Annotated in this window: 19 protein-coding genes and 1 tRNA gene; 12 read left to right on the top strand and 8 right to left on the bottom strand. The window is 63.2% G+C overall.

Going from position 1 to position 23406, the window contains the following annotated elements:
* Positions 1 to 64 precede the first annotated feature (64 nt).
* Together FKL89_RS00430 and FKL89_RS00435 are read left to right on the top strand one after the other, a co-directional pair.
* Positions 65 to 481, top strand: coding sequence for an LIC_13387 family protein (locus FKL89_RS00430; protein WP_156860822.1), 417 nt, complete (start codon positions 65 to 67; stop codon positions 479 to 481).
* Between the two features lie 40 nt (positions 482 to 521).
* A complete protein-coding gene (locus FKL89_RS00435; RefSeq protein WP_156860823.1) occupies positions 522 to 905 on the top strand; it encodes a DUF4345 domain-containing protein in 384 nt (127 codons plus the stop codon).
* Positions 906 to 940: 35 nt separating this feature from the next.
* Here FKL89_RS00435 and FKL89_RS00440 read toward each other — a convergent pair whose 3' ends face one another.
* From FKL89_RS00440 to phoB, 3 genes are all read right to left on the bottom strand, one after another.
* Entirely contained in the window at positions 941 to 4975 is a 4035-nt protein-coding gene (locus FKL89_RS00440) for an NHL repeat-containing protein (RefSeq protein WP_156860824.1), read from the bottom strand.
* A gap of 203 nt (positions 4976 to 5178) precedes the next feature.
* Positions 5179 to 6435 (bottom strand): phosphate regulon sensor histidine kinase PhoR, encoded by a 1257-nt coding sequence (gene phoR / locus FKL89_RS00445; protein ID WP_156860825.1) that lies wholly within the window; start codon positions 6433 to 6435, stop codon positions 5179 to 5181.
* 65 nt (positions 6436 to 6500) lie between these two features.
* Positions 6501 to 7196 (bottom strand): phosphate regulon transcriptional regulator PhoB, encoded by a 696-nt coding sequence (gene phoB / locus FKL89_RS00450; RefSeq protein WP_156860826.1) that lies wholly within the window; start codon positions 7194 to 7196, stop codon positions 6501 to 6503.
* Between the two features lie 301 nt (positions 7197 to 7497).
* Between phoB and FKL89_RS00455 the strand changes: the two genes are divergently transcribed.
* From FKL89_RS00455 to FKL89_RS00480, 6 genes are all read left to right on the top strand, one after another.
* Positions 7498 to 9066, top strand: a complete 1569-nt coding sequence (locus FKL89_RS00455; RefSeq protein ID WP_156860827.1) for a sensor histidine kinase — start codon at positions 7498 to 7500, stop codon at positions 9064 to 9066.
* A gap of 177 nt (positions 9067 to 9243) precedes the next feature.
* The gene (locus FKL89_RS00460; protein ID WP_156860828.1) at positions 9244 to 10326 is read left to right on the top strand and encodes a tetratricopeptide repeat protein; all 1083 of its coding nucleotides are present in this window, start codon (positions 9244 to 9246) and stop codon (positions 10324 to 10326) included.
* 419 nt (positions 10327 to 10745) lie between these two features.
* Positions 10746 to 10991, top strand: a complete 246-nt coding sequence (locus FKL89_RS00465) for a hypothetical protein (RefSeq protein ID WP_156860829.1) — start codon at positions 10746 to 10748, stop codon at positions 10989 to 10991.
* A 118-nt stretch (positions 10992 to 11109) separates the two neighbouring features.
* Positions 11110 to 11631 carry an SRPBCC family protein gene (locus FKL89_RS00470; RefSeq protein WP_156860830.1) on the top strand — a complete coding sequence of 174 codons (522 nt, stop codon included), beginning with the start codon at positions 11110 to 11112 and terminating at the stop codon, positions 11629 to 11631.
* 449 nt (positions 11632 to 12080) lie between these two features.
* Complete coding sequence (locus FKL89_RS00475) at positions 12081 to 13667, top strand: S8/S53 family peptidase (protein WP_156860831.1); 1587 nt, start codon at positions 12081 to 12083, stop codon at positions 13665 to 13667.
* A gap of 482 nt (positions 13668 to 14149) precedes the next feature.
* A complete protein-coding gene (locus tag FKL89_RS00480; protein WP_156860832.1) occupies positions 14150 to 14938 on the top strand; it encodes a hypothetical protein in 789 nt (262 codons plus the stop codon).
* A gap of 60 nt (positions 14939 to 14998) precedes the next feature.
* On the opposite strand, the gene FKL89_RS00485 is transcribed toward FKL89_RS00480, so the two are convergent.
* The 5 genes from FKL89_RS00485 to FKL89_RS00505 form a co-directional block, all read right to left on the bottom strand.
* Entirely contained in the window at positions 14999 to 16480 is a 1482-nt protein-coding gene (locus FKL89_RS00485; protein WP_156860833.1) for a hypothetical protein, read from the bottom strand.
* Positions 16481 to 16565: 85 nt separating this feature from the next.
* A complete protein-coding gene (locus FKL89_RS00490) occupies positions 16566 to 17645 on the bottom strand; it encodes a tRNA dihydrouridine synthase (RefSeq protein ID WP_238363449.1) in 1080 nt (359 codons plus the stop codon).
* A gap of 19 nt (positions 17646 to 17664) precedes the next feature.
* Positions 17665 to 18399, bottom strand: coding sequence for a S4 domain-containing protein (locus FKL89_RS00495; protein ID WP_162527349.1), 735 nt, complete (start codon positions 18397 to 18399; stop codon positions 17665 to 17667).
* Positions 18396 to 18866, bottom strand: a complete 471-nt coding sequence (locus tag FKL89_RS00500; protein ID WP_156860835.1) for a thioredoxin family protein — start codon at positions 18864 to 18866, stop codon at positions 18396 to 18398. The genes FKL89_RS00495 and FKL89_RS00500 overlap by 4 nt, the downstream gene beginning before the upstream one ends.
* A gap of 44 nt (positions 18867 to 18910) precedes the next feature.
* On the bottom strand, positions 18911 to 19246 hold the full coding sequence (locus tag FKL89_RS00505; RefSeq protein WP_156860836.1) for an ArsR/SmtB family transcription factor: 336 nt from the start codon (positions 19244 to 19246) through the stop codon (positions 18911 to 18913).
* Between the two features lie 70 nt (positions 19247 to 19316).
* Here FKL89_RS00505 and FKL89_RS00510 point away from each other — a divergent pair, with 70 nt between their 5' ends.
* The 4 genes from FKL89_RS00510 (at position 19317) to FKL89_RS00525 (ending at position 23033) form a co-directional block, all read left to right on the top strand.
* Positions 19317 to 20291 (top strand): threonine/serine dehydratase, encoded by a 975-nt coding sequence (locus FKL89_RS00510; protein WP_156860837.1) that lies wholly within the window; start codon positions 19317 to 19319, stop codon positions 20289 to 20291.
* Positions 20288 to 20758 carry a RidA family protein gene (locus tag FKL89_RS00515; protein ID WP_156860838.1) on the top strand — a complete coding sequence of 157 codons (471 nt, stop codon included), beginning with the start codon at positions 20288 to 20290 and terminating at the stop codon, positions 20756 to 20758. The genes FKL89_RS00510 and FKL89_RS00515 overlap by 4 nt, the downstream gene beginning before the upstream one ends.
* 32 nt (positions 20759 to 20790) lie before the next feature.
* Positions 20791 to 20864: transfer RNA gene (locus tag FKL89_RS00520), tRNA-Gly, on the top strand.
* A gap of 240 nt (positions 20865 to 21104) precedes the next feature.
* Positions 21105 to 23033: a tyrosine-type recombinase/integrase gene (locus FKL89_RS00525; protein WP_156860839.1), complete on the top strand. Its 1929-nt coding sequence runs from the start codon at positions 21105 to 21107 to the stop codon at positions 23031 to 23033.
* The last annotated feature ends 373 nt before the right edge of the window (positions 23034 to 23406 follow it).

The raw sequence follows: 23406 nt of genomic DNA on the forward strand, positions 1-23406 counted from the left end.
GGATTGCGATGGAAGAATGTGGCAAATCTTTCGCCTGTAAAGATAATCCATAAAGGGTCGCCACATGCTCGCCTCCACCCTCGTCGCAACCAGTGCCGGCATCGTGCTGCTGTTCGGCAGCATCCACCTGCTTTACACGCTGCACGGCAACAAGCTGCACCCGCGCGATCCCGCCGTGCTGGCGGCAATGCAGCAAACGCATCCGGTCATCACACGGCAGACCACCATGTGGCGGGCGAACCACGGCTTCAACATCACCCACAGCATGGGGCTCATTCTGTTCGGGCTGGTTTACGGCTATCTCGCACTGGTGCAAACGGCGCTGCTGTGGCAGTCGGCGTTCCTGCAGGGGCTGGGGCTGGTCACGCTGGCGACTTATCTCGTTGTGGCCCGACTTTGTTTCTTCTCAGTGCCGGTTCGGGGAATTGCCCTCGCGACGCTGCTGTACGCGGCGGGTGTCATCCTCAGCCTGCGTGCCTGACCTGGCACGCAATTGCTATTAACCTGGCGGAAGAAGCAGCATGTCCCGACGCAACTTGCAAATCGTCACCGCATTGCTGGGTTTGGTGCCCGTCATCACTGGCGTGCTCACGATGATGGGTGTGGACGATCCGCTCTACGCCTCGATGCACCTGCCACGCGACGTCACGCTTGACAGCAACCTGCGCTTCTTCGGCGGCGTCTGGCTGGGCCTCGGACTTGCCGTGCTGTGGCTGGTGCCACGCATCGAACGCGAAGCAGTACTGTTCCGCGCGCTGTGGCTGATGATCTTTCTGGGCGGCGCCGGGCGACTGCTGTCACTGACGATGCTCGGTGCACCGCTACCGCCTTTCATCGCTTTCACTGTACTCGAGCTACTTGGTGCGCCACTGATGCTGTGGTGGCAGCATCGCGTGGCGCGATGAACAATTTCTGTGCTCACGACGCCGGTCCCGTCGCTTCACGGCGAGTATGCAAATCCACATGAGCCAACCAGGAAATTCCAGATATCGGTAGGTGTGCGACGCATTGCATTGGCGCCGATAGCGTCGGCGATCAGCGCCTCACCCCGAAAGCCGAGCATCGCCCGCAAAAACAGAAGACCATCCGTCTCGCCGCGCGTCTGGCCGTCGCCATCGATGTCGTAGGCAGCAAGCGAAACCGCCTGCACAATGCCGGCGGCCGAACGCGGAACGCAGGCGTGCGTGGCGCCCTCGGTCAGTGCGTTGCCCGTCAGCCCGAACATGCGACGCAGCACCAGAACGCCGTCGGTATGTGCCAGTGTTGCTCCATCGCCATCAACATCGCGCATACACGCGTATGACTGGTAGAACTGTGAGGTCGGCCCTGACATGTTGACAACGCCGGCGGCGTTACTGAACGCAATGGGAGACGGCTGGAAGACGAAAGGCGAGCCCGGCGGCGGAACAAAGAAAATCTGGCCCGACGCGCCAGCCGGCACGGAACACGCCCACTCGTAGCTGCCGCTGGCCCCGACATAGGTGGGGCCTGAGCAGTTGGCCCCTGCCGTCGGCGAGCAGACGGTGGCGCCCGACAGGTAGGCACTGCCGCGCAACACGGCGCCGCCGGTGATAGTGACCGTTGGCGCGAGCGTGCTGGCAGCCAGCAAGTCGGCATTGCCAGCAAAAGACACCATGACACTCAGCGGGCCGACCGGCGGATTCAGCGACTCGCAGAGGACATAGCTGCCCGAGAAGTTATCGCTGAGGCTGCCGTTTGCCACGGTGTAGATGCAGCCACCACCGCTGATACTGAGCAGTGAACGCAGGACGAAGGTCGACACGTTCACGCCACCCGGCGTCGTCAGCGTCACCCGGAAACGTACGCGGTCCCCTGCCACCCGTGTATTGCCAGTGTCCTCGGTCACTGTCAATGCAGGTGTCACCGCAGTGATGGGCAATGTGGTGGCGGCCGCCGTCGAACTCAGGTAGTTGGAATCGCCGTAGGCCACGAAGGAGGCGTTGAATGGCATGGCAGCGCTGTTAATGAGGAAATCGCACTGGTAGCCGGTCACCAGACCGGTGCCAGTCACGGACCCGCAGTTTGTCGTGTAGGCTGAGGATCCCTGCGGTCCATTGAGATAGCCGCGGATGTCAGCGGGCGAGGGCGGCGGCGGCCCCTGCACCGACGCTCGTACCGTGACGATCGAAAACGCGTTGTAAGGCGGGGGCGTGAGGGCCGCAATCGTCGTGGCAGTCGCCGCCCGCACGACGTTGATGGCCGGCGCCACTGCAGCGGCGAGCCTATCGGCCGCAGCGGACAGGACTACGTTGTTCTCGACCGCGTCGTAGCGGGCATCCGTGATGCTGCATTCGCTGCTGCCAACAGCGATGGTGCATCCGGCGCTACTGACCGAACCACCGCCGTTGTCGACAGCCAGCGATACCACCACGGGACTGGTTGCATTGGCGGCAACGTCCGCCGCCGTACGAAGGCCGACGCGCAGCCCGAACGAGGCGCGATACTCGACCGGCGTCGCCGGCGCTTCGAGTACTTTCAGACGCAGTGGCGAGCCGATGCCCGCAAGCGCGATGCGCCGCAACGTCGCTGCGCGCGGGCCATCCTGACCTGCGGGGGCCTCGCCGAGAGCAACCAGCTTGCCCGTACTGTCAAGTGCGAGCTCAGTAAATGTTGCATCCGGATTGGCGAGCAGGCCCGCATGGCGCCACAATTCGCTACCGGACGCAGCGATTGCCCACAGCACGGGCGGCGACGTCCCGCGCGTGACACTGCTCGCCGCGTAGACGCTGCCGTCGGTATCAGTGTCCAACGACGTGACGCACTCCGGGGCGTCGCCAAACAGATCGCGGCGGAGATTCCAGCGCTCGCTGCCGCTGCCCGACCACGATGCGACCAGCGACGCAGCACGGGCGTTGTCGGCCGTCAGCGAACCGTTGTGGGTGCAGGCGCCGACAAAGACGTTGCCGGCGGTATCCTCTGCCAAGGCGCCCACTTGTACAAACGGTTGCGCAACAGTGCCGCCAATCACACGCTGCCAGACCACCTGGCCGTTAGCGCTGATGCGATGCACGCGCCCCTCGCTGCACGCCTCAGTGGCAACCAGCAGCACGCCGGCGGCGCTGAGTCGGACCGCTCTCAGCGTATCGGAGCAGGATGGCGCATCAATAGTCAGCGTCCACTGCAGCGCACCGCTGGCGTCAGCCTTGACCACCTTCACTGAGCCGCCGTTGGGGTTGGGCCCGACCACCCAGACGCTGGCATCGGTATCGACGGCGAGAAACTGCGGCGTGATCATCCCGAGATCGGTCTCGAAGATGATCGTGCCGCTGATGGTGGCGCGGCCGAGCAGATTGCCGGTGGTGTAAGTGATGGCGCCGCTGGTGGCAATTGACGTCAAGGCGCGCTGCGAGCCAGAGGTGGGAAATAGCGAGCTGGCAGACTGCCAGATAAGGTCCCCATTGAAATTGACTTTCTGCAGCCGTTGACCGTAGCTGTTAACAGCAATGCGAGCGGCATCCGGGGTGATCGGCGAGCCACAGTCAACGTCCCCAGTATCGTTGGCCGAGCGAGCGCCAGCTATTCCAGTTGCAGTGTCGGTGTTGACCCAGGTAGATCGCGGCGACTGCGGCGCTCGTTGCGTGCGCGACCACCAGCCAGGAGCTGGGCTTGATCGACTCAATCGGGGCATCAGACACTCGCTCTGCTGCGCGCTGACCGCTGGACGCGACAGCGCCGTGACCACCCAGCGACTGGCGACCGCAGGGCCGACATAGGCGCTACTCGCCAGCAGGGCATTTGGAAACGCCGCATACGGCGGGAACGGGTTGTTGCCCTGGAAGCTCGCAATAACACGGCCATTGGCAGCGGCGAACCAGTCCGTTGGCGCGAAGGCGTCGGAGCGCGAGTAGATGATCGGGCTACCGAGCGCCCCATCGGCGGGAGCGATGGCAAAGATGAACGAATCACTGCTACCGCTACCTACGTTGACATCACTGCGAATGCCAATGAGACCGTTCGGCCCCTCCACAATCCGATGAATTCTTGAGTAATGCCGCTGCCACAACACGGCCCCCGCAGCGGAGAGCTTCGCTACCTGGGTGTCGGTGATGCCCGTGGAGGTGCGCACCACATACACACCGTCCGCATCCGCCGGAAACAGCACATCGTATTCATTGCCAGTAAAAGTGCCGGGGAAGGTGACGGTTGTCGACCACGACTGGGCACCCGTCGACGTGTGGCGAGTCACGGTTGACGTGGTCGCATTGCTTGCGTAAGCCAGTCCACGTGTCACGACCAGGTTGCGGTTGCTGCGAGTGATCAGACGCAGGTCGCGTGCAGGCGTTTGGTAAGGCAGACTGGCGGCGTTGACCGCACTGATGCTGCCGTCGACGTAGCTCCAGGTGCGGATGGTGCTGCTCCAAAGCTCGACGTAGTTGCCGTTGGAGTCGATCCCGTGGCCGACCAGATTGCCGCTTGGGTAAGTGGTGTCGGTGACTTCCCAGCGCACCTGGCCGGTTGCTGCGAGCTTGCTGACCTGGCGCGGGGTGCCGGCCACAATGTAGAGATCGTCATCGGCAGCGAGGCTGATAGCGGCGGCATTGCCGCCACAGCGCAGCCATCGCAAGTCACCTGTTGCGGAGTAGTTGGCGGCGCAGTAGCCATAGGGCGTGTTGCGAAAGTAGCTGAGCGACACCGAGCCATCGGCGTGCGTTACCGCCGGTAGTGTGGTCTCCCAGCTGCCGAGCACACCAGAGCCATTGACTGGCCAGCGTACCCACTGCTCAACCCCAGCCGCTGAAATGCGGCTGACCCGCAACCGCGTCGCTTCACCGTCGGCAACATTGGCCACGACAAAGGTAGCACCATCGGGCGCGGCTACCGCTCGCTGCAACATGAGCGGCGCCGGTGCCGCCGGGTCGCCCAGCGGCGTCACCCACTCGACCTGCGCCACCGCGTTCGCAGCACAAACCCCAACCCATGCCGCAAGCAGCAGCCTTGCCATCCGAGCCGTCATCGCAATTCCAATTTGTCAATTGCCATCCATTTGAACAGGACACCAAACATGACGCAAGCATGACGACGTGACGCAGCCTTTTGCCTCTCGCCAAGTTTCATGCGGGTTGCAAGGTCGAATGAACGCAAGTCGATTGGCGAAAAAATGTGCCTCAAAAGCCCAATTGGCGGTCACCAGAGCCGAAAAGCTGACGGATCAGGAGACTAAGTGCCAGAAACCGGAAACCGCAACCGGAACGTGCTGCCGTGCTGCTCGCCGCCGACCGTGCTTTCAATCTCCAGTTTGGCGCGGTGACGTTGCGCGACGTGTTTGACGATGGCGAGGCCGAGGCCGGTGCCGCCGGTTTCACGCGAGCGGGAGCGATCGACACGGTAGAAGCGTTCGGTCAGACGCGGGATGTGTTCGGCGGCGATGCCGACGCCGCTGTCCTTCACTTCAACGACGATTTCTCCGTTCGCGTGGGCCGCGACATTGAGCGTGATGCGGCCGCCCGCGGGCGTGTAGCGCACTGCGTTGGACAGCAAATTGCCGAGCGCGGAGCGCAGCTCGCCGACGCTGCCGAGCAAGTGTGCGGGGGCGATCGTTGCCTCGAACGTGTGTGCGCCTGCTGATAGCGCCTCGGCGTCCGCCAGCGCGTCGCGCGCGACCAGCGCCAGGTCAATTTGCGTGGCCTCCGGCGGCAACTGGTCATTCTCCAGTCGCGCCAGTGTGAGCAAGTCCTCCACCAGCCGCCGCATGTTGGTGGTCTGGTTGGCAATCAGTTGCAGGTAGCGATTGCGCTCGTCCGGTTCGAGTGGCAGATCGGTGAGCGTTTCCACGAAGCCGCCGACGACAGTGAGGGGTGTGCGCAACTCATGCGACACATTGGCGACAAAGTCACGGCGCATGCGGTCGAGCTTCTCGCGTTCGGTTACGTCGCGGGTCAAGAGCAGGCGCGCGCCTTCGCTGCCGCGCTCGAGATGAAAGGCGATCGAGCGACCGCCGAGCGTCACCACTGGCTCTGGTTGCGTGTCATCGTCCAGATAACGGGCAAATTCCGGGGCTCGAATCAATTGGGCGATAGGTTTGCCCATGTCGCGGAAGGCATCCAGCGAATGCATCACCAGCGCCGCCTGGTTGCACCAGATGATGCGGCCGCCGTTGTCGAGCAGGAACAGACCGTCAGGCACCGCATTGGTGATCTGCTTGCGCTGGGCGATCTCGGCATCGCGGTCGCGCAGGCTCTGCTCGCCTTCCTTGAGGCGGGCGCGGATGATGGCCATGGCGTCGTCAAAGGAACGATCTACCGATTCCGGCTCGCGCAGCAGTGCGGCAGCGGCGTCATCCTGACGTTGCAACTGCCAGAACAGCCAGGCGCCGATGGCGGCCAGCATCACCACGGCCACCCAGGGCGTCCATACCCACGACAGCACCAGCGCAATCAGCGCCAATGCGACAAGGGTTTGCCGGATCGCCTTCATGCCGGCAGTGTAGTGGCGGGTGATGACACTAAAAGGAAAGCGGGGTAGGGGCCAGCCGCCCGCAGTTACCGCAGCGGCTGTTTGCGCAGCCGGTAACCACCGCCGCGCACCGTTTCCACCAGTGCGTCATGGCCGGAGGGCTCCAGCGCGAGGCGCAGGCGGCGGACGTGTACATCCACCGTCCGCTCCTCGATGAACACGTGATCGCCCCATACGCCATCAAGCAGCGCCTGCCGCGTCATCACCCGTTCCGGCCGGGCCATGAAGAAGCGCAGCAGCCGGAACTCGGTGGGGCCAACCTTGAGTTCCGTGCCGTTGCCGGTGACCCGGTGCGAGGCCGGCTCCAGCCGCAGGCCCGCCACTTCCAGCGGCTCCTCGCTCACGTCCGGTGCGGCACGGCGCAACAGGGCCTTGATTCGTGCCACCAGCTCCTTGGGCGAAAACGGCTTGGTGACGTAGTCGTCGGCACCTACCTCAAGACCACGCACCTTGTCGTCCTCGGCGGCACGGGCGGTGAGCATCAGGATCGGCAGATCGCGGGTACGCTCGTCGCGCCGCAGCTCGCGGGCGAAGTCGATGCCCGATTTGTCGGGCAGCATCCAGTCCAGCACCACCAGGTCGGGCAGCGTTTCGTCCACGATATCACGGGCGTCAAGCACCGCATGCGCCACTTTGACCGTGTAACCGGCGTGCCGGCAGTGCAGCGACACCAGCTCGGCGATGGCAGGTTCGTCTTCAACAATAAGGATGCTGGCTGGCATGCGAAAGCGGTTTGATTCGTCAGACGGCGAGCGCCCGACGGTCGGGGCGTTGCCGGGGCACTCACCTCGCGTTTTATGACAACGATGTTACGGGCAGATGACACCGAATTGGTCGCCTGTGGCGTGCACCGGCAGCGGCGGCGGGCATCCTTCGGTCTCTAAGTCTGTCGTATTTCCCCCGAAAATTCTTATTTATCAATAGCCAGTTGACGTGTTGTTTCCGCTGTTTTAAGCCAGATAGCGCCACAATGAGAATGTCAGACACATTGCTGACTCGCTGCAACTCCAAAAAGAAAAAACTGTGACTCCGCTGGACTTCTCGGGGCAGATACCGTTTTCGGGCACTGATGTAGCTGCGGTAATTTTCGGTACGCTGTCGGCGATCTTTCTGGTGCTCTGGCTGCGTGATCGCGAGCCAGGCGCGTCATGGATCGCGCTCGGCTACGGCTTTCTCGCCATTCACTTCTTCAACGATGCCTCGTTGCGGCCGAACACGGTCAACATGAACCCGGTTGCCGCGGCCCTGCATGGCATGGCCGCAGCCTCCTGTGCCTGTGGTCTGCTGCAATATTTCGCGGCGCCGGGACGGGCGTCGAACTGGCTGATTGCGCTGGCAACGGTACCTTCGCTGGCGATCACCTTTTGCGCGACAACCGGCATCCCGCTGCCGCGGCCATGGGCATTTTTCCCCTACATGCTGACCGGCCTGATCATCGTCTACGCCGCCTTCAGCGCCGCCTTGCGCGAGCGTTCGTCCAGCCATGCGCTGACTGCGCTGGGGATTGTGCTGATGCCGGTCTATCTGGTCTGGCAGGTGGCCAACGGTGCCGAGACCTTTACGCTGCGCTATTACGCACTGATTCCGGAGATCTTCCTGGGCATTGCCGTGCTCACGGTCAGTCTGGTGCGCCGGCGCGTCGCGCTCGAGATCGAAAACGCGCGACGGATGGACGCGGAGCACTCACTGACTATCCTCAACGCCTCGCTGGAGGCGACCATCGCCAGTCGTACTGCCGACTTGCAGAACATCGTGGCTCGCCTCGAAAGTTTCAACCGCAATGTGTCGCACGATTTGCGCGGTAGTCTGGGCGGCATCGCCGGCCTTGCCAATGTCGCCAACGACGCCTTGCGCCAGGGCGATACAGCGGTGGCGCGGCGGGTGCTGCCGCTGATTGCCGGCCAGGCGCAGCAGTCCTCCGATCTGGTGACCGCGCTGCTCACGCTGGCCAAGGTGGGCGACAAGGACTTGCACAAGACCCATGTCGACCTGACAGCGCTGGCCCACGAAGCGATCGCCCTTGCCGAAGCGCAGACCGGCAATCAGATGGCATTGTTTGCGGCGGCGTCGGCGCGTCGCGACGTGGCCACCGGCACCAACGGTGTGTCGGCCACGTCCACCAACGTGGCCAGATTGCCAAACAGCAACCTGCGGGCACCGCTCCGGCACGGCCCAAGCTACATCGTTGGCGATCTGCCCGTTGTGGAGGCTGACCCCTCGCTGCTGCGGCCGGCGCTGGCCAACCTGATTGGCAACGCCATCAAGTTCTGCGGCCATCGCCCGGACGCCTGCATTGAGGTGCTCGCAAGCCGCGACGACGAGCAGACGGTGGTGCAGGTGCGTGACAACGGCGTTGGTTTCTGTCGCGAGAACGCCCGCGTTCTCTTCCAGCCGTTTACCCGTCTGCACGGGCACGACTACGCCGGACACGGCATCGGCCTCAGCATCGTGCGTCGTGCGGTCGAGCGCCACGGCGGCCGGGTATGGGCCGAGGCGGCGCCGGACGAGGGCGCGAGCTTCTATTTCTCGCTGCCAAACGCCGGCATCGAGGCGCTGTCGATCACCGAGCCGCTCGCCAATGCGGCTGAGTGACCGTCGCGCCCACGCGCATCGGATTGACTCATCACCTTTGCCGCCATGGCGCAAGGGCATCCGGCAAAAACGTCTGATCCGACGCTGGTCGATGGCAGAACGGCAGATTTGCCGGCGGCGCCTGACCGCGCTACGCTCGTCCATCGACGCTGATCGTCAGGCTATCGGAGGCTCATCATGTCGAATTTCGGATACCGCGCGCTGAAACTTGCTCCGGCCGCCGTGCTGACGGCCGCCCTGCTCACGGCGCTCGCCGGCTGCGACAGCAACCCACCGCGACCAGCAGTCGCGGCAGCGCCGGCAGACCCGGCACGCGCGGCGCTGGCCGAGGCGGAGCGCGCCTATGGCGCCCAGGATGATGCCCGCGCACTGCCGCTCTACCTGCCGCTCGCCCGCGCCGGCAACGCCGACGCACAGTTTCGCGTTGCCCGCATCTACACGCGCAACAAGGGCGTGGCGCCGAACGCAGTGGAGGCATGCAACTGGTGGGAAACTGCCGCCAACGGTGGTGAGCCGATCGCCGCCACCAACTACGGGCTCTGCTATGAGTCGGGCAAGGGGCGCGGTCAATCCTATCCCGCTGCCGCGCAGTGGTACCGTCGCGCCGCCGATGGCGGCAACGCCTATGGCATGTACAACCTCGGTCTCGCTTACGAGTACGGGCGCGGCGTGACGCAAAGCTTCGACAACGCCATGCTCTGGTTGCAACGGGCGCTGGACGCCCGTATCGACAGCAGTGATGCCGCCGACGTCATGCGCCACCTCAAGCGTGCCCGCAATAACGTCGAGGCAGCGCGGGGTGACCCGCAAGCACAGTACGACCTTGCCATCGACTTGTTCAACGGCCACTCCCCCGAGGTGAAAGACGAACGCCGCGCCGTCGCCATGATGCGGGAGGCGGCCAAGGCTGCGCTGCCACAAGCCTGGTTCATCTACGGCACCTGGGTGCATGCCGGGGTGGGCGGCATCAAGTCCGATCTTGCGCAGGCGGCGCTCTGGATCAAGAAGGCGGCCGACACCGGCCACGAGGAAGCGGCCATCCGCTACGCCGACATCCTGCTCTGCGGCATCGGGGTGCGCAAGGATGCCGCCGCTGGCGAGCGCCTATTGCGGCAGACCATCGAGCGCGGCAGCTGGCGGGCGATGAACACCCTCTCGTTCTGGTACCAAAGCGGCAGTTGTGGCTTCCGGCAGGACGCGGCGCTCAGCACCGAATGGCGCAACAAGGCCGATGCCACGCAACGGACGGCGCCGCGCTGAACCATCGCCTCACAGGTTGTCGTGCGGACCGATCCACGCGCGATGATATTGCCTGCTGCCACCTCATACGCTCTAATGCCGCACCAATTCAGCCGAAAGGCCCGGCCAATGCAACGTTCAAATGCTCCGACAGTTTCTTTGGTCGCATACATTCGCCGGGCGTTGGCCCTGGTCGCAGGCGTACTGCTGGCGACCGTCGTAAATGCCGCCAACGTGACGGTCACATGGAGCTTCAATTCGATGCCCGAGACGGTCAATATCAACACCAACGAGACCGTGACGTGGATGGGCACTTTCGCCAACCATCCGCTGCGCCAGGCAACCGACAATACATTCACCATTGCCGGATCGACACTGATCGCCAACGCGGGCACCAGCATCACGCGCACATTCAGCACACCCGGTACCTACTACTTCATGTGCGAATCCACTCGGGCTTCATGCGCACCACGGTGGTGGTCACCGCCGCCTGCCCGGCGCCGCCCTACGCCGCGCTTGATATTGACGGCAATGGCCAGGTCGACGCCCTCACCGACGGCGTGCTGACGCTGCGCTACCTGCTCGGCCTGCGCGGCGCTGCACTGATTGCCGGCGCGACGGGCAGCTGCGCGAGCCGCGATACGGCGGCGATTGAAGCGTATCTGGCGGCCCGCGTGGTGCCCTGAGCGGGCCGCCGGACGCGGCCGTTGTCGCCGCCGCGAAATCCGTTTCGCCAGTTCCCACGTATTCCCTGATCGCAACCGGCGGGAGCCGGCACGCGCCGCCAATCGGGGAGGACGAACGATGATGCGATTGAAGACCATGACGCTGGCCGACATGCACGAGTTTCAGCGCGAGGCGGTGCGCATCGAGACCGAGATCACCATTGCCCGATCGCCGGAGGACGTGTTCGACTACGTCACCACGCCGGCGCTCTGGCACACTTGGCACCCGGCCACGCTGGGCGTGTATGACGTCGAGCCGCGGCCACTGACCACCGGTGAGACCATGCGCGAGAAGATCGCCGTTGCCTGGCGCCGCAGCGAAGCGGTGTGGACCGTGCTCGGCCGCGACCGGCCCGGCATCTGGGAGATCGGCACCGATACCGCCGCCGGCAGTGCCCACATCGTCTATCGCCTCAGCGCAGATGGCGCCGGCTGCCGCTTTCACCGCACGCTCGATTTTCGCTCCAAAGGCTGGCCGTGGCGAGCGCTGGACGCATCAGTCACCCGCTGGGTTCTCGAACGGCAATCGGCACGCGCGCTGCGCAATCTGAAGGCCGTCATGGAGCAGGTGATCGCTGCGCAACCGATCGAGCAACTTTAGCCAAAAAATCCTGGCAAGCCGCATACGAACTGTACGAGCGTCAAATTTTGACGCCAAGTCGACTTGGTTCAAAACAGGCCTTTAGCCCACATCAAAAGGCGTTTCCAGCGAAAAGCGGAATCGTCGTCCGTCGTGCATGTGTGCTCAACCAGCGTCGTGCGCGCAGCTTCGGCTTTGCAAGGGGGCTCCGGGCGCCGATTGGCTGCCTCGACCGCACGTCACCGTGACCTCGCGCCGACTCAAAGCCATGCAGGCGCCCACCCATTTGGGCGGTAGACCAGCATCAGAAACGATGCTAATGTCATAGCCAGAACAACTGACGACCGGAACGCGGTCCGCGCTGCGCCCGACACAGGCGCTGACGCGGCTTCTCCTCCTCAACACCACAAAGGCTCTCGTGTCGAAATCGTCTCTCTCTCTCTCTCGGTAATCATCTCGGCAAACTTCTCGTGTCGCTTGCGCTTGCGAGTGCGGCTACGTTGCCTGCTCAGGCTGAGTCACTGTTTTTGGTGCCGTATCACGCGGCAGAAAAACCCATCGTTGATGCCCAAGGCCGCAAGTTGATCATCATCGACTTCGCTGACGACGCACACGAAAAATTCCCGAAAGACCCGCCACCGGGCTGGGACAGCAACGCCAGTTTCCACCGCCCGCAAGTGGTGAATCTGGTCAATGCGCATGCCAAGACGCACGGGTACGAACCGCAAGGCATGACGACGTGGGTGGGGAGCAGCACGACTGCATACCTGACCGACGCGCAGATCAAGCGGATGCGGGAGGACAAAAGTCTGAAGCTATTGACTGAGGATGGCTCGACGCAAGTCTTTTCTGCCCTCAACCCCGCCGCGCCGTGGGGCAACGTGGTCGTTGGGTCAGAAACGCAGTCCTGGGGTCGCGTATCGATGAACGGCAAGACGCGCCTTTCACAATCCACCAGAACCGTCTACATCATTGATACTGGAGTCGCATGGCACGACGACCTACCCTCCGTGACCGCCCGAGTAAACGTTGCATGTGGCGGAGGCACCAACTGCAACAACATTGACCCAGGCTTTTACCCGGTCGTTGGTTGCTGGGCGCACGCAACGCACGTGGCAGGAATTATCGGTGGCGCAGCAAACGGCGCGACAACAAAGGGAATGTATGCGGGCGTGGACATGGTGTCGATCACAGCGTTGACCGCCAAAGGCTCACCGTGGTCACCTTGCGCATTCCCGCCAGCCACAACTAGCGGCATGGGCTATGCGCTTGACTATGTCTACGGCGCGGTGATCAATAGCGGTTCACAGACAGTGCCAATCATCAACATTTCGATGAACAGTGGTCAATTTGGCTTCGACACAAACGGCCAGGCGGAAACAAATCGCGCGAAGTTTCTTCAATTGAGCCAGCCCGCGCAAGTTTGGCGGTATTTACCGGGCGTTGGCTACTACTTGGCGTCCTATCCAGGCGCGTTCATCGCGCAGTCGGCGGGGAATGATTGGGAAAATGTTTGCAGCAATCCATCCAAAGCATACCGAACAAGCGCCACTGCACTTTCGACATCATTGGATGGCATTATGGTGGTGGGCGCAATTCACCACACCGGAGAACCGGTAAAAGGTCCGGCTGGTTTATCCGCCCAGTATGACCGGACGTTCAGCGATACCTACCCGGCCGGTTTGGCAAAGGACTTCGCGTCAAATTACGGGCCGTGCGTAGACGTGTGGGCCCCCGGCAATGCGATTGTTTCAGCATGGGGCACACACACCGCGCAAAATGGTGCCGGCCTCCCGGCCGACGGCTGGTTTTCAACCATTAGTTCACAGGTGACGCCATACGCCGGAAATCCCGTGTCCGGAAGCTCCGGCTGGTTGTTTCTGTCGGGCACGTCGATGGCCGCGCCGCACGTCGCAGCCGCAGCCGCTTATGTTGCCGACTACTACGGGCTTACGACACCAGTGGCGATTGAGGCAAAGTTACGCGAATTTTTTCAGTCGACTGGGTATCTTGACGCTGCGGGCCAACCGATCAACATCATTCAGCTGTCGCCATGAAGACCTTTGTTCAGGTTCAACGGTTGTCGGCCGCGCATGCGACACCTCAACCCGATCTGCAATCACGCGGCATGACGCGCGTGCGTCCGGTTGGCAACGTCCTGACCATGCTCGCGGCGTTTGCCGCAACAACGAGTACGGCCTTGGCTGACGATCTGTCGGCTTACTATGTTCAGTATTTTTCGCAGTATGCCGTATACGACACTGACCCCAGTCTTAGCACGAACCACCCAACCTTGTTGACAGGGCGAACCGTGTACGGGGACATTCAGACGTGGTATCAGGGCCTGTTTGTGCGAATCGAAACTGACGCTCGCACGCCACGTGTGGTGAAGTTTTATGGGCCGGCTGGTCTCTCGAGTTTGAAGAAGCCGTGTCGCCAGGAACACACGGCAATACCCCCGTCCACTGCGGTCGGTAAGACGATGTTTGAGACAAACGCTTGGCGCTACAGCACGGATATTGCCATATGCGGCGAAAACATGACGTCCTCCCCGCCCCCCATCCGCTGGACACTAGAAGACAAAATTACCTTCAACGCTCCAGTGCGCCGCAAAGCGCTGGATGGCGGTGAATTTGACGCCTCCCCAATGGTCATCGAGCGCGCGGGCGCGCCGTGGATCACCTACTACTGGGGCTACAAGCTTGGTTTGGTCGAATCACAAAGCGACTGGAACGACGCCAACCGCAGCAAGATGCCTGCTGACTGGCCGGTGTTCCCGACGGCGGAAGACAACTTCAAACTGACCACCCTGCCACCGCCCTGGGTTGAAGGGGAAGTCACCGAGTACGTCAACACAGCGGACTTTCCAAGGCAGCCGGATGGGCAGTACTTCTACGCTGCAACGGATGCAGATCGCACCGCACTCGACAGCATCGCCACCTGGCGGCGCACCGGCAACAGCTTCAAGCAGGGTGGCTATGTCAGCGTCTGCCGTTTCTATGGTGGTGCGAACGGCGGGCCGAACACCCACTTCTACAGCGCCAGCGACACCGAGTGCAACTGGCTCAAGGGCGTGAGCTTTCTGAGCTACGAGGGGCAAACCTTCCGGGTCAACAAGCCGTTGCCGCTGGCAGCCAACGCGCCAGTGGGCACACAGCCCAGTTGCCCGGCCGGATCAAAACCGCTCTACCGGCTCTACAACAACGCCAGCGCACCGGGTAAGAACTACGTCTCGAACCATCGTTACGTGACCGGCCGCACCACCGTAGACGCCGCTGTCGCCATCGGCTGGCTCGATGAGGGTGTGAGCATGTGTGTGCCGGAGTAGGGCGGCGCCTGCTGCGTGGTCGCATCTGATTCGCCAGCGACCATCATGGCTGCGTGGCGGTCAGGATGCCACCCCTGTGGCCCAGGCCAGCCGCAGCTTGCGACCGCAGGCGACCGAGTCCAGCGCCGGCTTGCCGACCAGCACCGTGCGCACCAGCACGCCGTAGTAGGCCTTGGTCGGCTCGATCCACGGGTAGAAGCCAAAGGCGCCCGCGCTTGAGTAAGCACCATCGGCGACGAGCGTGTCCTCCACCCAGTGGCCGATGCTGTAGTTCGGGCTCTCGGTAGTGGGGAACGGCGTTTCGATGGCGCTGGCGCAGGTCAGCGGATTGGTGCAGCGGGCATGGGCGTTGAGCTGGCTGCCGGCGACCAGATCCTGGCGCAGCAATTTGCGCAGAAACGCGGTGTACACATTGGCCGAGGTGTTGATGCCACCCGCGAGCTGCGGCTGCGAGTAGCGGAAGCTGGCGGCGTAAGACGTCATGCCGAGCGTGCCCAGCACGGCATCGGCCAGCCCTGCGTTGTTCAGACTGCCAAGCGCCATGTGGCGCGCCGCGTGGGTCTGCATGTGGCTGCCGGCGTAGAAGAATTTGCCGTCTGCGGCGGGCGTGTAGTTGCCATTGCTGCCCGCCACCGCACAACTGCCCACGGTGTCGTCGCGGGCGCAGGCGTTGTCGAAGGTGACGTAGCCGCTGCTGAAGGTGAGAAAGCGCACATCGTCCGCGCTCAGATTGCCGCCGCGCTGCTGGGTGACGTAAGCGCCGTAGAACCATTTGGATGCGGATGCGATCGGCACTTCGGTTGCTGCGCCGTACAGCAGACCAACGCTGCCGTTGACCCGCGCACCGTCGCGGTCCCCGATCTCGTAGTAGAACGGCGCCGCTGGCGTGCAGGCGGGGTCATGTACGGCCGTCTGTTGCACGGCGGAAGCGCGCAGGCTGTCTGCCACCGGATACTGCGCTGCGGTAGTGCAATAGGCGACGCCCTCACCAGCCCAGCCTAGTGCGATCATGCGGCTGTACTCGGTGAGGCTTGCCGTGTAGCGATGATTGGGCGTCTTGCCACCGGCTGCGGCGCGAAACGCGCGGTAAACCGGCAAGTGGCTGTTCGCCGGGCACGCTCCGCTGCTGTCGGGCCGCGCCACGGCAAAGTCGTAGCCCTCAAAGCTGAACCCGGCTGGCGTGTTGGCCAGCAGCATGGTGCAGTCAGTACTCTCCACACCATAGAAGTGCGAGCTCACGAACGGTGAGACGCCCGAGATGTAGAAGCGGCAGATGCGTGTCTGCGCAGCCGTTGCATCCACAGCGGCATTGGCAACGAAGCGCGTCCCGGTGCGCGAAAAGCCGGCGGCGGTGTCAAGCAGCGCTTGTTCGTTGCTGCGCGCCGTGATGAAGTAGGCGTCGAGGTTCTGGTTGTAATACTCGATGACAGTCACGGTCTCGGCGGCGTGCGCATTGCCGGCGAAGGCAGCCAGCAGGCAGAACGCGGTCACGCGCACGCGATGCCGGGCAATATGGAGGAGGGGGATCAGGCCTGTTTTCATGGGCGCATTTCAGCATCGCCGCGCCTGGTGGTGGTGACTCAGATGTAACGAAATGCAGTGCTGATGACGGCCGCGTACGGTGAGGTCAATCAACCAGCGCAATCCGCTCGTCGGCTGCCACCGGCGATTCGTTGCCCATGATGACCCCGTTGCGCCCTGCCGCCCAGGCATCAATCAACGCCGGATCGTTGACCGTGCGCAGCACCGCGTAGGCGGCCTCGGCTTCGGGGTAGCGGCGGCGCAGGAAGTTGAGCCACTGCTTGAGCCGGCCAGCGCGATGCTTGCGCGAGACGCGGGCCGATACGAGTTGCCAGAAATCAGTGATCAGCGGTCGCAACTGCGACCAGCCCACGGCGTCGGCGCTAACGCCTGCGTCATGTGCGCGCAGCGCCCACGCGAGGCCAGGGTCAACGACCATGCCGCGACCGAGCATCAGGTCAACGCAGCCGGAGACTTCGCGGCAACGCAGCGCATCCGCCACCGACCAGATTTCGCCGTTGGCAATCACCGGCACTCGCACCGCTGCGCGCACATCGGCGATGCGTTCCCAGTAGGCGGGCGGCCGGTAGCCATGGGCCTTGGTGCGGGCATGCACCACGATTTCGCCGGCGCCGGCGTCGGCCATCGCCTGCGCGCACTCCTCGGCGCGGCGGTCGTCGTTGAAGCCGAGCCGCATCTTGGCGGACACTGGAACTGTCACCGGAACGGCACGGCGCACGGCAGCGACGATGTGCGCGATCAGCGCCGGATCGTCAAGCAGCATGGCACCACCACCGTGGCGGTTCACCACCTTGGCCGGGCAACCGAAGTTGAGATCAATACCTGCGGGCCTGAGCGCTGCCAGCCGTGCGGCATTGTCGGCGAGGCAGGTGGGGTCGGAGCCCAGCAACTGCGCCCGCACCGGCACGCCGGAGAGCGTGCAGCCATCATTGAGCAGCTCTGGCATGACCCGCACAAAGGCTCGGTTGGGCAACAGGGTGCCACTGATGCGGATGAACTCCGACACGCAGTGGTCGATGCCGCCACCGGCCACACTGGTGAGCGGATCGCGCACGCGGGTGAGGATGTCGCGCAGCACGCAGTCAAGCAGCCCCTCCATCGGCGCCAGCAGGATGCGTGGGCGCACCATGGCGGTGTTGGCAGGCGAGGGCGGGCGAACGATCATCGGTTGGACTTGCAGCTCGTCAGGCGGGTGACGTTCGCAATTGCCACTGCCCGTCGTCGAGACCATCGGGCAACGTCACTTCACCACGACGCCAGCGCAGCAGATTGACCTGCCAGCTAAGGCCGGCGCACAGCTCGGCGAGTGCGCCCTTGCCCAATCGCGTGGTGGTGACTTGCAGCATGCTGTCGCCGTGCCGTTCGCCCATCATCACCGTACCGTCCGTATCGGCAGCCGCAGCCTGCAACGCCTCTTGCGCCTGTGCCGGAATGCCCTCCGCGAAGCTGATGCGCCAGGATTCCTCGACATCATCGGCTGCGAGGCGACGCGCCAGTGCGGTGTCGGTGGTGTAGACGACCAGACCGCTGTCGCCCACTGCGAGGCGTCCGGCGACGCGCAGGCCATAAGTGGACAGTGTGGGCGGTTGCCCCAGACCACCAAAGTTTTCGCCGACCAGCAGGCTCATCGCCCGCGCGCCGCCGGTTTCGTCCGGTGCCGAGACAAAGCCGCGCGGCTTGTTGAGCAGCACGGTGACGGTGCTTTGCAGCCGCTCCTGGGCTTCCGGCGACAGCGTGATCACGGCGTCCGGCAGCGCGCGGTCACCGGATTGCGCCACGCGACCATTGACGCTCACCCAGCCGCGCTCGATCATGCGGTCTGCCTCGCTACGCGAAGCAATGCCGCGCTGCGCGAGCAGTTTGGACAGGCGCTGCGGTTCGCCGCTGCCGCCGGTCCCGGCTGGCGTGCCATCGGTCACGATTTGCGCCCGGTCTTCGCCGGCAGCTGCTGGAAGAACGCCAGAACCCCGCTTTCACCCATCTTGCGCGCATCGGCCAGCTCGCCGCCGTTGGTGGCGTAAACAAGCTGGTTGTCCGCCGTGGCGACGACGATCGACGGGATGCCCTTCTTGATCACTTCGCCGTAGGGCTTCACCACATCGAGATTCTTGTTGAAGCGGCCGACATCAACCTTGACGATCACATAGCTGGCGTCGAGCACGGACTTCAGCGCCGGCTTTTTGAATTCGCCATCGAGCATCTTGCAGTCGCCGCACCAGTTGGCGCCGAACACGATCATCGCCTGCTTGTTCTCGGCCTTTGCCCGCGCGAGTGCCTGCTTCACCTGCGCCTGCGCGTCAGCGCTCTCGTCGTATGGCGCAGGGTCGCTGGCGAACGCGGCGATGCCAAGCGTGAAGGCGGCAATGAAGCTGATGAGTTGTTTCATGGGTGTTTCCTTTCCAGTGCTGCGCACTGCCATCGGACCGGCAGTTAAAGACTTTTGCTGATGGATGACTTTAGCGCACGAATACCTTTTTCGTTGCGCCGGTAGAAGGTCCACTGCTTGATGCGGGTGGCGATCAGCAGACCGGCGTCGGTCATCAGTTTGAGATGCACGCTGGCGGTCGGTGCGCTGACACCCAGCTTGTCGGCGATGAACATGCTGCACACGCCGTCGCGCACCAGATCGCCGTCCACCTGTGGCGGAAAATGCGCCACCGGGTCCTTGAGCCACTCCAGAATCTGCAGGCGTTTGTCGCTGGCCAGCGCATTGAATGCGTCGACGTTGGCGAGCGAGCTTGGAGCATCGGATTGAGTAGCAGCCATCCCCGGGTTTGACGATTAGTTTTTTAGCTAATTACAATACTGACGAACAAATCGCATTTTAGGAGCAGACATGACCATCGCACTGACGACAGTGCAGATACGTGAGGCGGCGCAACGGCTGCGCGGTTACGTCCGCCAGACGCCGGTGCTGGAGGTCGATGGCGATGATTTCGGCCTGCCGGGCGTCACCCTCGTGCTCAAGCAGGAATATCTCCAGCACGCCGGATCGTTCAAGACGCGTGGTGCGCTCACCCATCTGCTCACGCGCGAGATTCCCGCAGCCGGTGTCGTCGCGGCGTCCGGCGGCAATCATGGCTGCGCGGTTGCTTATGCCGCGCGACGCATGGGAAAGCAGGCAACGATTTTCGTGCCCGGCGTCTGTCCGCCGGGCAAGCGGGAGCTGATTGCGTCCTATGGCGCCACGCTGCGGGTGGTCGGTGATCGCTACGCCGACGCTCTCGCCGCGAGCGAGGACTTTCAGCGTGACAGCGGGGCGCTGGCGATCCACGCCTTTGACCAGCCGGAGACCATGCTCGGGCAGGCAACGGTCGGCTTCGAGTTCGAGCATCAGGCACCAGCGCTGGACGCTGTGCTGGTCGCTGTCGGCGGCGGCGGCCTGATCGGCGGCATCGCGGCCTGGTATCAGGGCCGTACCCGACTGATCGGTGTCGAGCCCGAAGCGGCGCCGACGCTTGCCCACGCGCTGGCGGCTGGGCACCCGGTCGAGGCGCCGGCGGGCGGTGTCGCGGCGGACTCGCTGGCACCGCGACAGGTCGGCACGCTGATGTTCCCGTTCGCCCAGCGCTACGTTGATCACGTCGCGCTGGTCAGCGATGAGGCCATCGTCGCGGCGCAGCAGGCGCTGTGGCGGGTGCTGCGTATCGTCGCCGAGCCGGGCGGCGCTGCTGCCGTTGCCGCCCTGTTGAGCGGGCGCGTCGCCGTGCAGCCGGGCCAACGGATCGGTGTGCTGCTGTGCGGCGCCAACACCGATGCCGTGCATTTTCCTTCCCTCCCCATTGCCAGCGCAAAGGATTCCGCCAAATGACTACCGCCAACAACTACGACGCCCGTCTCGCCGAGCTTGGGCTGACGCTGCCCGTTCCCGCCGTGCCGATTGCGAACTTTGTGCCCTGCGTGCAGGTGGGCAACACACTCTACGTGTCCGGCCAGGTGCCGCGCGAGAACGGCCAGCTTGCCTTCGCCGGCAAGGTGGGTCGCGATCTGGACGTGGAGCAGGGGCAGGCTGCCGCGCGCAATTGCGTGCTCGCCATCCTGTCACTGGTCAACGCCCACCTCGGCACGCTCAACCGGGTGCGCCGCGTTGCCATGCTGCAATGTTTCGTCAACGCGGTGCCGGAGTTTGGCGATCATCCGAAAGTCGCGAACGGGGCCTCTGATTTGCTGGTGGCGCTGTTTGGCGATGCCGGGCGCCATGCGCGCTTTGCGCTCGGCGCCGGCTCGCTGCCGGGCAACGTTGCCGTGGAAATTGCTGCCGTGATCGAAGTCGAATAGTCCCGCGCGAATCAGGTACAGTTACGGCTGTTGCGGGCGTAGTTCAATGGTAGAACTTCAGCTTCCCAAGCTGACTACGAGGGTTCGATTCCCTTCGCCCGCTCCACTTCGACTTTCCAGGGACTTCCACCGAACGCCAGGGAACGTCGTAAGTCATTGTCAGGATTGAGATTTTTACCTGATCTCAATCCACTGACATCCAGCGAAATCCACTCCCAGCCGGTTCTAACTGGTACGTTGAGCGGTACACTGGCAATACGGAGGTCCCCAAAACCGTATTGTTGCTGGAGGAGCCGGGGTTCCGTCGGGAACATGGCATCCAACTCGCTTCGCAGGAGTTGGACTCATGCTTTCAGACCTCCAGGTTCGACAGGCCAAGGTGACCGGCAAGGCGTATTCGCTTGTCGATTTCGACGGTCTCTACTTCTACATCTCCGCCACCGGCTTCAAGGCCTGGCACTTCCGCTTCACTTGGGGCGGCAAGCGCGAGCGCATGTCCTTCGGTGGCTATCCCGCGCTTTCCCTGAAAGACGCCCGTCATCTGCGCGACGAAGCCCGGGCCATGCTGGCCAAGGGCATCAACCCGCATTCGGAGCGCAAGCGCAAGCGCCACGCCATCGTCCTGGCGGGCGAGCACACCTTCCAGGCCATCTACGACAAATGGCTGGCCCACCGCAGCCTCTCTCTGGAAAATGAGGGCCGCCAGAGCACGCCCAAACAGATCGGGCGCGTCTTCGCCAAGGATGTGTTTCCCGTATTGCGCCACCTGACCATCTACGACGTTACCCGTGCCCACCTGCTGGACATCATCGGCAGAGTGGAAAAGCGTGGCTCGCTGTCGGTGGCCGAGAAGCTGCGCACCTGGTTCAGCCAGCTATTCACCTACGCCTCGGTGGTGGTGCCCAACATGGGCGACAACCCGGCCAAGGATTTGGACGTGGTGGCGATGCCGCTGCCCCCGGTGGAGAACAATCCCTTTTTGCGCATGCCCGAGCTGCCGGCAATGCTGCAGACGTTGCGCAAGTACAGCGGTCGCCTGAATACGCAACTGGGTCTACGTCTGCTGCTGCTCACGGGCGTGCGCACCGGTGAATTGCGCTACGCCACGCCCGATCAGTTTGATCTGGAGCGCGGTCTGTGGATCATCCCGGTTGTCAGGCTCAAGCAACGCAAGCAGCTCACCAAGAAGAAGCGCCAGCGTTTCGCCGACATCCCGCCATACATCGTGCCACTGTCGTTGCAGGCACAAGAGGTCGTTCGTCATTTGCTGGGAAATCTGAAGCCAGCACAGGTGTATCTCATCCCCGGTGATTGGTGCCTGAAAAACCCTCTGAGCGAGAACACGCTCAATGGCGCGCTCAAGCGTATGGGCTATGAAGACCAACTCACTGGGCATGGCGTTCGCGCCACCATCTCGACTGCGCTCAATGAATTGGGGTATCCGCCCAAGTGGGTAGACGCCCAACTTTCGCATGCCGATCCGGATCGGATCAGCGCGACCTACAACCACGCCGAGTACGTCGAGCAACGCCGCGTCATGATGCAGGACTGGGCCGACCGGCTGGACTTGTTCGAGCAGAATCAGGTCGAAGTTGCCAGCACGCACTTGACCATCACGTTGCAGGGCCTGCCCACAATCGCCGGACAGGCGGCAGCGCAGCCGCCCGCCCTGAATCCAAACGCCCCTCAGTTGATCGTTGCGCCTGCACCCGATGCACCAGCGGTTCCAGCTTCCGTCTATCGACTTTCGGCGGTGCATCTGCCCGAGTACGCGCGACCCACGCTGTCAGAGGTGCAGCGCGAGCGCTTGCAATTGCTGGAGATATTCGAGGCATCCCACAACCTGTCGGTGGCCGATTACGCCAAGCTGGTTGGCAAGTCCCGCCGCTGGATCACTTACGAGATTCAGGCCGGCAATCTCCTGTCGATCCATCTGGGTCACCGTGGGCAGCGCGTCCCGGACTGGCAACTCGACCCCATCAAGCGCAAGCTGATTCAGGCTGTCCTGAAGCTGGTGCCGCGCGGTATCGACACCTGGCACATCTATCACGCACTGCTGCGGCCATACGATGCCCTGGGCAAGTGTCCAGTCATCGAGGCCGTCGATCCGACCAACCTGCATCTTGCAGCTCGACTGGTCGCCGCACATGCCATAGAAACCGATGAGCTTGCAGAGCAATCGGAGGCGTCTCCGGTGCTGGCCAGGCAGACTGTAGAGCGCCTGGTAAAAACGGCAATGTTGGTTGATATGCCCGAAGATCCCGTCGCCCGTTGAGCTGAGGCCGGGCGGCAGCACCGTCCGGTCAAGGTCAAAGGAGGGAACGTCGATCGCTTCGCATGGCCACCCATCCGTCTTCTGCGCGGCCAACTCGCAATTTCCACGTTTTGGCAGGCAGCGTTTAGCGTCGGATCAGCGCTCGGCAGTCACCATAGGCGACTTCTCGGTAATGCTATCTCGCTATATCAGTATCTCGATCGGATATGACACCAGCGGATTTTCGTTGCCAATCTCAAGCCCCGATCAATAGATTCCGAGCGTTTGCCGCTTTTTGAAACCGCTGGCGCATCAGACCATACCGATACGGTTTTGCGAGAGCAGCCACTTCTCACGATCCTGATAGCGCAAGCGTCACTGTCGAGCCGCGACA

It is taken from the genome of Casimicrobium huifangae, assembly GCF_009746125.1.
GTDB classification, from domain to species: domain Bacteria; phylum Pseudomonadota; class Gammaproteobacteria; order Burkholderiales; family Casimicrobiaceae; genus Casimicrobium; species Casimicrobium huifangae.